This window comes from Pirellulales bacterium (assembly GCA_035546535.1).
Taxonomy (GTDB): domain Bacteria; phylum Planctomycetota; class Planctomycetia; order Pirellulales; family JACPPG01; genus JACPPG01.
Map to the genome: position 1 here is coordinate 1 of DASZWQ010000027.1, position 10,384 is coordinate 10,384.

Annotated in this window: 9 protein-coding genes; 2 read left to right on the forward strand and 7 right to left on the reverse strand. The window is 63.3% G+C overall.

The annotated features are described in order from the left end of the window. Nucleotides 1-484: 484 nt before the first annotated feature. Nucleotides 485-1,297, forward strand: coding sequence for a hypothetical protein (locus VHD36_03315; protein HVU86323.1), 813 nt, complete (start codon nucleotides 485-487; stop codon nucleotides 1,295-1,297). Nucleotides 1,298-1,335: 38 nt separating this feature from the next. After that, complete coding sequence (locus tag VHD36_03320; GenBank protein ID HVU86324.1) at nucleotides 1,336-1,734, forward strand: hypothetical protein; 399 nt, start codon at nucleotides 1,336-1,338, stop codon at nucleotides 1,732-1,734. On the opposite strand, the gene carA is transcribed toward VHD36_03320, so the two are convergent. From carA to tsf, 7 genes are all read right to left on the reverse strand, one after another. Next, nucleotides 1,717-2,856: a glutamine-hydrolyzing carbamoyl-phosphate synthase small subunit gene (gene carA / locus VHD36_03325; GenBank protein HVU86325.1), complete on the reverse strand. Its 1,140-nt coding sequence runs from the start codon at nucleotides 2,854-2,856 to the stop codon at nucleotides 1,717-1,719. The genes VHD36_03320 and carA overlap by 18 nt on opposite strands. A 375-nt stretch (nucleotides 2,857-3,231) precedes the next feature. Next, the gene (locus VHD36_03330; GenBank protein HVU86326.1) at nucleotides 3,232-4,512 is read right to left on the reverse strand and encodes an aminotransferase class I/II-fold pyridoxal phosphate-dependent enzyme; all 1,281 of its coding nucleotides are present in this window, start codon (nucleotides 4,510-4,512) and stop codon (nucleotides 3,232-3,234) included. 530 nt (nucleotides 4,513-5,042) lie between these two features. Further along, entirely contained in the window at nucleotides 5,043-7,148 is a 2,106-nt protein-coding gene (locus tag VHD36_03335; protein ID HVU86327.1) for a peptidylprolyl isomerase, read from the reverse strand. Between the two features lie 186 nt (nucleotides 7,149-7,334). After that, the gene (locus tag VHD36_03340; GenBank protein HVU86328.1) at nucleotides 7,335-8,114 is read right to left on the reverse strand and encodes a glycerophosphodiester phosphodiesterase family protein; all 780 of its coding nucleotides are present in this window, start codon (nucleotides 8,112-8,114) and stop codon (nucleotides 7,335-7,337) included. A gap of 101 nt (nucleotides 8,115-8,215) precedes the next feature. After that, nucleotides 8,216-8,782, reverse strand: coding sequence for a ribosome recycling factor (gene frr, locus VHD36_03345; GenBank protein ID HVU86329.1), 567 nt, complete (start codon nucleotides 8,780-8,782; stop codon nucleotides 8,216-8,218). A 103-nt stretch (nucleotides 8,783-8,885) separates the two neighbouring features. Continuing rightward, entirely contained in the window at nucleotides 8,886-9,632 is a 747-nt protein-coding gene (pyrH, locus tag VHD36_03350) for a UMP kinase (GenBank protein HVU86330.1), read from the reverse strand. Between the two features lie 138 nt (nucleotides 9,633-9,770). Beyond that, the coding region (tsf, locus tag VHD36_03355) for a translation elongation factor Ts (GenBank protein ID HVU86331.1) at nucleotides 9,771-10,384 on the reverse strand (614 nt) is incomplete at its 5' end.

A 10,384-nucleotide genomic window follows, 5' to 3' on the forward strand; every position in this document is an offset into this window, starting at 1 on the left:
TCCCGGACGACGCCGCGCACCTGGGCCGCTCCATCCGATCATCGATCACGAATCAGCAGCATGACGCCTACTTGAAACATTCCTTCTTCCGCTACACACACCTGATCGCTTGATGGACCATTATCTAGATAGGACTCAATAGGTCACGTTCCACGGTCCAACGGATTCTGGTTCCGAGTAAAGATCGCATATCATCGCGGCCCTGCAAGGGGCTTATACCTCATATAGAGGGTGGCGCACCGCGCATCCCGTCCAGGGGTTATCCCAGGGGATGGGTTAACCCGAGGACTCGATTTTGCCGCCGAACCCTCGCAACCGGCGCACATAAAGGCCCGATATCGTCACAACTTGCGTGCCGTGACGCTACTCCTGCGCCGTCGCGCGATCGGGCGTTTGCAAAGCCCGAGAAAGCGACCTACGTTTTCGCTGGCGGCTCGAGCGACCGCATGTCTTTCGCCGGTATGGTGCAAACGCGTCAGGCGGCATGGCCAGCGAACCTGTCATCACCGAAGTCGACCGCGAGCAAATTCGCGGATACCTGGGCGAGATGGTGCGCGCCGGAGACGATTTCGGCCGCTTCGTCGAAGAACAGTTCGACAACCTGCAAGCGCTGGCCGCCCGGCTTCAAGATCGTGAACAAGAGCTGGAAGCTGAGCGGGCCGCGCTCAAGGGGCAACTCGCCGGTCTGGCGCAGGCGCTCGACCGATTGGAAGCCGCCAGTGTTGCGGCCGAACGGTGGGTGGCCGAATCTCGCGAGGCTTCGCCAACTGCTGCGGCCGATCATGCGGCGGATTTCACAAAACTCCTCACCGAATTCGAGCACGCTCGTACACGATTCAGCGAAGAACTAATGGCGGCTCAAACCGAGGCGCAGTCGCACTTCGCATCGCTGGCTCAGGCGGCCGCGGCGGAACTGGCACAGGCCCGATCGCAAATGAGCGCCGCCAGCGAAGAGCTCGCCCGCGAGCGCCAACGACTTGCCGACGTCACGGAGCCGCTCCTCTTGGCCGCGGTAGCCGCGGCGCCGCGGATCGCAGAGGCGCCACAGGCCATCCGCACACCGACCGCCGGCGTGCCGGTCGAGAGTGCGGCGGCGAGCCCGATTGCGGAAGTGCCATCTGTGCCAGCGCAAATGACCGATGCAGCGGCGCCCGCCGTAAGTACTGCTGCGCCGTCTGAGGACGAATCCGGCGGCTGGTGGGGCGAGTTGCAGCAGTTGCGGCGCGGTTTGTCGAAGGCGGTGCAAGGACAGGGAGATGCCGCTCCTCGTCGCGCGAAGTCCCCTGCCACGAGTTGATCAGCAGTCCTTCGGAACAAGGCGGAGCAAGAACGAACATGGTCGCTACCGAAGATCACGTGCGACTCACTCCTGTGCATGCGTTGTCACGCCAGGGCGCGGAAGTCGCCGAAGAACTGGCCGACAACCAGCAGGTGGATCACCAACTATTGTTGGGGCGCACGGCCGCGGGATCCGATCCGGTCGAGCAGTTGGGCATCCTCGACGACGCCGTCTTCGAGGCGATCGCCGGACGCACCGACGCGCTTGTCGGGCTGAAACGCCTGTGGCCCGAAATCAAAGCCAGCCTCGGCCCGACGCTGCTCGAAGAATCGCGCGAGCAATACGTGCGTTACGCACTGCGCGTGTGGCGCGACGCGGTAGACGTCGACGGACTGCACAACCCGGCGGCCGCCCTTGCCGTCGTGGACGTCATGTCGTTATTGTTCGACGAGTGACAACGTCTCGCGAAAACGCCGGAACAGGTAGTGGCTGTCGTGCGGCCCCGACGATGCTTCGGGGTGATATTGCACGCTGAAGGCCGGGAACTCGCGATGCCTGACGCCCTCGATCGTGTCGTCGTTCAGGCTGCGGTGCGTTACTTCGAGCGACGCGGGCAATGAGGCTTCGTCGACGGCAAAGCCGTGATTCTGCGCCGTGATTTCCACGGTCCCGTTCTCCAGGTTCAAGACCGGCTGATTCGCGCCGCGGTGGCCGAACTTCATCTTGAAGGTCTTCGCCCCGCAGGCCAGCGAAAGTAACTGGTGCCCCAGGCAAATGCCGAAAATCGGCACCTGGCCCAGCAGGCCTTGAATCGTCTGGATGGCGTATTCGAGTGGTTCCGGATCGCCGGGTCCGTTGGAGAGAAAAACGCCGTCGGGCTTTTGCGCGAGCACCTGCGCGGCCGTGAACGTGCCCGGGAGCACCGTCACCCGGCATCCTTGGTCGTGCAAGTGCCGGGCGATGTTCCATTTCATGCCGTAGTCGAGCGCGACAATATGCGGGCGAGTGTCGCTTGCAGGCGTCGAATCGTCACCCAAGATGGCCCAAGGGCTAAGCGGTTCGCTCCAGTTTTTCGCGTCGCTGGGCACCACCTCGCGCACCAGGTCGCGACCGACCAGGCCGCGGCTCGCCCGGGCCTTGGCCACCAGGCTGGCGTCATCGAGATCGGTGGTCGATAGCACGCCCTTCATGGCGCCGCGATCGCGTATGCGGCGCACCAGGGCGCGCGTGTCGATGTCGGCCAGGCCCATGATGCCGGCCGCGACCAGATAATCGTGCAAACCGCCCTCCGCGCGGAAGTTGCTCACGCGCCGACTCAGTTGGCGGACGACAAAGGCCGACAAATGCGGGCGGCCGCTTTCGACATCTTCGGCGTTGACGCCGTAGTTGCCGATCTCGGGATAGGTCATCGTCACGATCTGCCCACGATAGCTCGGATCGGTGACGATTTCCTGGTAGCCGGACATCGACGTGTTGAAGCACACCTCGCCGTCGACCTCGCCCGCAGCGCCGAACGAGGTGCCGGTGTAAACGGTGCCGTCTTCCAGCGCGAGCTTGGCGATCGGGGGATGATTCATGCGACGTTCTGTCCGGTTTTTGTTGAATGATTCGACCAACGTTCAGGCATTGCCGGTTGTAGCGGTCTGATGTACATGCGCCGCCCGCCGCGCAGCAGAGCCGCTAAAGTCGCGCGGCTTACCATCCCGATACCCTCCCAATGGCTGTGGGTCTCCGGAACGTTGCCGCACTAGGGCCGCTCCGGACAGCCTTTACGAGGGTCCTTGCCCCGGCGAGCAAGGGCCCTCGATTTTTTTGCGTCCTCGCTTTCCCGGCCGCACGCGCAGCACCACCAGCGCAGCTCCGGAAACTTCCGGGAAGATTATAGGGCGAAGCTGCCGGCGCGCGTAGCGCCTCGGCGACCTTGACGACCGAGCGATTCCGAGGGCCAATATTTAGCCCGACACCGGCCGTGCCGCGCGCTCGGCCTTCGGTTCGCCGCGCGTTTCAGCTCCCAGGCAGCGGCCGATTTGCCGCACCGCCTGGCGCAGCCGGCTTTCGTTTTCCACGAGCGCCATGCGCAAGAAACCTTCGCCGGCCGGGCCAAAGCCCGAGCCAGGGCTCACCGCAACGTCCCCTTCTTCGAGTAGCTTCATGGCGAAGCTCAGCGTATCCATGCGCTGGCGCCAGATGTCGGGAATCTTGGCCCAGACGAACATGCCGGCCCGCGGCGGCGTGATGTCCCAGCCGATGCGGCGTAGGCCTTCGACCAGCACGTCGCGGCGATGCTGGTAGATCGCGGCCTGGGCTTCGACCGCGGCTTCGGTATGGCGGAGCGCTACGATCGCGGCCACCTGGATCGCCTGGAACATGCCGTAATCGTAGTAGGCCTTGATGGTGCCCAGGGCCCGCACCATTTCAGGGTTGCCGGCGCAGAAGCCCACGCGCCAGCCAGCCATGTTGTAACCCTTGCTCATGGTCGTGAATTCAACGCCCACGTCGACCGCGCCCGGGGCCGCCAGAAAGCTGGGGGGCCGATAGCCGTCGAAAGCCACATCGACGTACGCCGCGTCGCTAATCACCATGAAGCCGTAGCGCCGCGCCAACTTCACCACCTCGACGAAAAACTCCGGCTCAACCGTCACGCTCGAGGGATTGTGCGGGTAGTTGATGATCAGCAGCTTCGGCGCGGGATGCAGGTGCTGACACGTGTAGGCCACGTTCGAGAGGAACTTCTCGCAATCGGCCACTTCCAGCGTGATGACATTGCCCGAGGCTAGCGTGACGGCATGCGCGTGCGCCGGAAACGTGGGCGCCGGCACGATCGCCGTGTCTCCGGGGCCCATCAGGGCCAGGCACATGTGGCTGAAACCTTCCTTCGAGCCCAGGCAGACGATGATCTCGCTCTCGGGGTCGAGCCGCACGCCGTACCTTTTGAGATATTTGCTGGCCACCTCGCGACGGAGGTTCATGATACCCGTCGACTGGCTGTAGCCGTGATTCGCGGGGTCGCGGGCCGCCTCGACAAGCTTCTCGATCACCTGATCCTGCGGCGGGTCCGTGGGATTTCCCATGCCCAGGTCGATTACGTCGTCGCCGGCGCGCCGTTTTTTGTACAAAAGCGCGTTGATACGCCCAAAAAGGTAGGGCGGCAGCCGATTCATGCGCTCGGCCAGACGGACCTTGAAGGGCGCGTAGCCATCGTCGTCCAGAGGAGACGAAGCAGGATCGTTCATCGGAGAACCCGGCTCGAGAATGGGCGCAGGCGCGCCGCCAGGCGCGTCCCAGCACTCAAAGATACAACTCCACCAGCGTTTGGAAAACAGGGCGAATCGCCATCCAGCGTCCCCAGTATCGGCAAAATAGGGCATCTGGCGCCGCGCGGCACACAAATGATCCGCGTTTGCCGAGCATGACGCCGGCAACAGGACGTCGGCCGCCGGTGGCAGGTTCGCCGGCTGGTTGAAACCGCGGTTGTCCGGAAAACGACACGCTGGGCTTTGGGGGTGAAAAATCCCCCCAAAATTCTATTGACGACAGTGGTCGTTGCGATAGGCCAGGCCGCACGTAGCGGCGCGGCACTCGCAGCGGCTTGGTTTCTGCTCAGGCGCGCCGCGCTCTCGCGTCGCTGCCGAAGCTGGAAAGTGCCATGTTCAACCGCACGCCAGGTGTCACGCGCGAAGGCCTCGCTCGTTTGAAGCGAGCGAGGCCGTGGCTCTACACGAGTGGCGATGCGAAATAATCCGGGCGCGCCAGCCGCCGGCCGCTATTTCAACAGCGGCGTGGTCGGACTCGCACCTGGCTTCATGCCCGTCGGCAGGCGGCTGGGTGCGGGCCCCGCGTGCGAGCCGCGCGGCACGTTCGGATCGACCGGCATCTCGGCGCCGGTGCGCTGGAACATGGCCCGCTCGTCCTGTTTGCCGGTCTGGGTGGTGCCGGCCAGGTAATTGTCGATCGTGGCAGCGTCTTGAATCTTGGCGAATTCTTCGGCCATCTCGACGCGCAACTTTTTGTCGCGGACGTCGTCGGCGATTTGCTGGCGAACCTCTTCGAACTTCGCGCCCACCGGCTTTGTGCGTCCTTCGCAGAAGAGGATCACGAACTTCTCGCCCAGTTGCACGATGCCCGACATCTCGCCGGCGCGCAGCGAAAAGGCTTCCTGCTCCAGCAGCGGCCGACCGCTGAAGCGCTGAATCGGCGGCACTTCCCCTTCGAGGGCGTTGCTGCCCGCCTCGATCGAGTATTGGGCGGCCAGCTTGCCGAACTGTTTGGCGGCTTCGTCGATGGCGGCCTTCACCTCGGGCGAAGGTTCGACCCACACGCCGCCGGCCAGTTTTTCGGCCGGGCGCTTGGCGAGCTTTTCGATCGCGGGAATTTTGCGCGCCAGCTCCCACACTTCCTGGGCGCGGCGCTGATGATTCAGCACGATCGCCCGCACGCGCACGCGCGGACCGTAATTGGCGTCAAAGCCCTTGTGCAGGTCTTCTTCGGAGACCTGGATCTTGTCGCCGACCAGTTTCTTCAGCGCCACTTCGGGCCAGATCACTTCGTGCAGGTACACCTCCCAGGTCATGTCCTGCTCTTCCATCACGTACTTGCGCCATGCTTCCAGATCGGGTTTGCCGTCGGCGCGCGGCTTCACGCCGATCGACGCCGCCCGCATCACCTCGACGTCCATGTCTTGCGCCGTGACTTGGATCTTCCGTTTCTGGCAGGCTTGCTCGACCAGGCGGTGGTTGATCAGCCCTTTCAAGCTTTCCTTGCCGTGCCGCTCGATGCATTCCTCGGCCAACTCTTGCATCGTGATCGGGTGGCCGTTGACCTTGGCGGCGACTCCCGGATTGGCGGCCCGCTTTTGCGGATCGTTGTAGATATTCTCCACGACCGTCTGCTTTTGCAATTCTTCGAAGACATCCTTGGCGGCCAACCGCAGCTTCTTGTCGCGAATCGCCTCGGTCAGCAGTTTTTGCACCTGCTCCATCGGCACCGGCCGCGCGGGAATCAGCGCCTCGCACTTCATGAAGACGAACTGGTTCTGAACCTGGAAGACCTCCGAAATGTCGTTCTCTTTCATGGAGAAGGCGACTTTTTCGATCGTCGCGTCGCCCATGTGCGGACGAACCGGCTGGATCATGCCCTTGGCGCTGGCGCTACCGGCGTCTTCGGAATGCTCCTTGGCGATGTTGCCGAACTCTTCGGGGTTCTTCATCACTTCGGCGCGCAGGGCCTGTGCTTTTTTGGGATCGGTAGTCGTGATCACACGGACCTGCACGGCCGGCCCGAACTGCGTCTCATAGGCTTCTTGCAGATCCTGCTGCGTCACCTGCAGGCGCGAGTCGGCCAGCTTGCGCAGGGCGATCGTCGGCCAGATGATGTCCTTGGCGTATTGCGCCGTCGTGATGCCGCGCTCGTCCTTGAGCAGGCTCAACCACTGCTCGGTGGGCATGCCGAAGCGGTCGGCCATGCGGTCGATCTCGGCGTCGACCTCCTTGGTCGTCACCACGATGTTCCGCATCTTGCAGTGCTCGGCAATGAGATACTTGTTCGTCAGGCTTTCGAGAACTTCCTTGCCATGATGCAACATGCATTCGCGCGCCAAGTCATCGCGCGTGATCTGCTGATTATTGACGACCGCCATGACGCGCATCTTCTGCTCGGGCGGTTTGGCCGCGTTAGCAGCGGTCGGCGCTTTGCTGGGGCCCTTGGCGGCCTGCGCCGCCGGCGGGCCGGCGTCGGCCGGCGCGGGTCCCCACATCGTGCGCACCGCGATGGCGGTGCCGACGATCGAAAGCGTTCCAGCGATAAGAGCCAGTCGGCTCTTCCAAGATGTGCGCGGGCGTGCCTGCGGCGCTGCGGCTTCCATGCCTGACATGGCCAATGTCTCCGGTCGTTGGGTCGTGGGCGCGAAGGGCCTGGGGCGGGAAGCCCAAATCCTTCGCTCGCGGGATCAGTGGGCGGGGGAGTATAGGAAAGGCGGCCGAAAGGGGTCAAGGCCGATGGCGCCACACACGCACCACGATCCTAGCGGGTCGCTGTCACCGCTTGCGACTCGGGACGTTCAGCCCTTGCGCAAGCCCGCGATGGCGGCCTTGATCACGTCCGGCACGTTGCTCGTGATCATGTCGACGCCGAAGCTTACGAGTTCCTTCGCTCGCCCTGGATCGTCGACCGTCCAGACGCTGGCGCGCAATCCGCGCTCGTGCAGGGCGTCGACATGTGCTTTCGTGAGATGCTTGTTGTTCCAGCCGGCGAATGCGGCGCCGAACGACTGCATTTCGTCGAGCTGCGCGGCGGAAATGTCGTGCTCGCCGAGGGCACCGAGGACGAGCGTCGGCGACAGCCGTCGGCACTCGCGCAGGTAATCCCAATCGAACGCCATGACCGCGACGCTGGCGACACAGTGTCGACGGTTTACCAGGTCGACGAACGTCGCGGCGTCGCCTGCCTTGCGCTCGATGAGCGGCAGCGAGCCGGCCAGGATCGCATCGAGCGCCTCTTCCAACGTGGGGATCCGCGTGCCGGCGAATTGCGGTCCCAACCAACTGCCCGCGTCGAGCGTCTTGAGCTCGGCCAGAGTCTTGGTAGCGAGCGGAATCTTTTCGCCCCCCCAACGAGCCCGCGCGTCGGTCAGGCGATCCAGATCCTCGTCATGAAAGGCGACCGGCACCTGATCGGCCGTGTGCAGATAATCGAACTCGACCATGTCGACGCCCCATTGCACGGCCACTTGAAAAGCTGGCAGCGTGTTTTCGGGAGCGACCCGGCTGGCCCCGCGATGCGCCACGACCGCCACCCGCTCCATCCGCATGACGCCGGCGATCGGGGTGTAGCTGGTCATGGGAAATGATGAAGGCAAAACGATGAATGATGAATTGGCTGACGCTCGTTGCTCACGTCCTTTTGCAAATTATTTTGCATTCATCATTTTGCATTCCCCGCTCATTCTTCCATGACTTCGGCTTCGCGGGCCTTGGCCAGGTCGTTGGCGCGGTTCTCGTACTTTTTTGTCAGCTCTTGGATTTCTTCCTTGAGCGATTTGCAATCGTCCTCGCCGAGCTTCTTGTCTTTCTCGGCGGTGTCGGCTTCCTTGTTGCCGTCGCGGCGGACGTTACGGATCGAGACCTTGGCCTCTTCGGTCAGCTCTTTGACGCGGGCGACCATCTTGCGCCGCACTTCGCCCGACAACGGCGGCACGTTGAGCCGCAGCACGCGGCCATCGCTCATGGGATTGAAGCCCAGGCCGCTGGCCTGGATCGCCTTCTCAATGTCTTTGAGCGTACCCGGATCGAAGGGGCGAATCACGATCTGCGAGGGCTGATCCGGCGGCACGCCGACGCTCGCCAGTTGCTTCATCGGCGTTGGCGAGCCATAGGCCTCGACGCGCAGCGTATCGACCAACCCAGGGTTAGCGCGGCCCGTGCGGATGCCGGCCAGGGCATGCTTCAAAACATCGATGGCCTTATCCATCCGCTCTTCGACGTCCAAGAGGATATCGTCGGCGTTCATGTGATCACCCAAGTAAATGATGAATGCAAAGTGATGAATGATGAACGGAACTCCTGAGCGGCCTTCGCCTGCTCATCATTTATCATCCGGCATTTTTCCTTTCTTAACGTGGTTCGGCGACTTTACTGCGGATGAGGGTTCCCACTTTTTCGCCGCTTACGGCGCGGACGATGTTGCCCGCCTTGCGGAAATTGAAAACCAGGATCGGCATGTCGTGTTCCATGCACTGCGTGATCGCCGTTGGATCCATCACGCGCAGATTCTGCTCGCGCACCGAATGGTAGCTCAGCTCACTATACAAAACCGCGTGCGGGTTTTTCTCGGGGTCGTCCGAGTACACGCCGTCGACGCGGGTCGCCTTGAGCAGGATATCGGCGTCCAGTTCCAGGGCCCGCTGTGCCGCGGCCGTGTCCGTCGTTACGAACGGGCTGCCGGTGCCGCAGGCCAGGATCACGATGCGTCCTTTTTCCAGGTGCCGCGTCGCGCGGCGGCGGATATATGGCTCGGCTACGCCATCCATGCGAATGGCCGACGACAGCCGCGTGGCACAGCCGACCGATTCGAGCGCGTCCTGCAAGGCCAGGCCGTTGATCACCGTGGCCAGCATGCCCATGTAATGGCTCGTGGCTTCCTGGATCCGCGCGCTGGCCGAGGCGAATTGTGCGCCGCGGAGGATGTTGCCTCCGCCGATCACGATGGCAATCTGCACGCCGCGCTGGGCCGCCTGCGCGGTTTGCTCGGCGACGTGGACTACCGCATCCATGCTGATGCCGCGCTCGCCGGCGTGCGTAAAACTCTCGCCGGAGAGTTTCAACACCACCCGTTTATAGTTGCCCGTGACGTCGGCCATGAGTACTCGCTTCCGTGTTAATTGAAAACGTCTTGCCAAGGCTCGCGCGGGCGTGCGATCGCGGCGAGTCGACTTGCGGCCGACTGCGGCACGGCGCAGTGCGCGATTCCCTGGCGCGCCGCGTCGTGCGGTCGACAATTACTCCTTGCCCAGCTCCCAGCGGACGAACTTCTTCACTTTCATGCCGGCTTCCTTGGCCATCTGGCCGACGGTCTTCTTGTCGTCCTTGATGAACGGCTGCTCGGTGAGGACGTTCGCGGCGTAAAAGTTTTTCATCCGCCCTTCGATCATCTTGGCCAGAATGTTCTCTGGCTTGCCTTCGCCGCGGGCCGCCTCGGTGAGAATCTCGCGCTCCTTGGCAACGGTCGCCGGGTCGAGGTCCTCTTTGGTCACCGCCGCTACCTTGTTGGCTGCGACGTGCATGGCCAGGTCCTTCGCCACCTCGGGCGTGCCCCCTTCGACCTCGACCAACACGCCAGGACTGCCGGTATGATGGGCGTAGCCACCCGCCGGCGCGTCGATGCGCACGATCCGCGCCAGGTTGAACACCTCGCGGATCCGATTGAACATGTCGTCCTTCACCTGCCCCAAGGTCTCGCCCGGCTTGCTCGGCGAGGGCTGCTTGAGCAACTCCTCCGGCGTTTTGGCGCCGGGGCCGGTGGCCAATTGCCTGGCCAGATCGTTGGCAAATTGCACGAACTCCGGGCTGCTGGCAACCGGAGCGCTTTCGCACTGCAGCTCGATCATGGGGG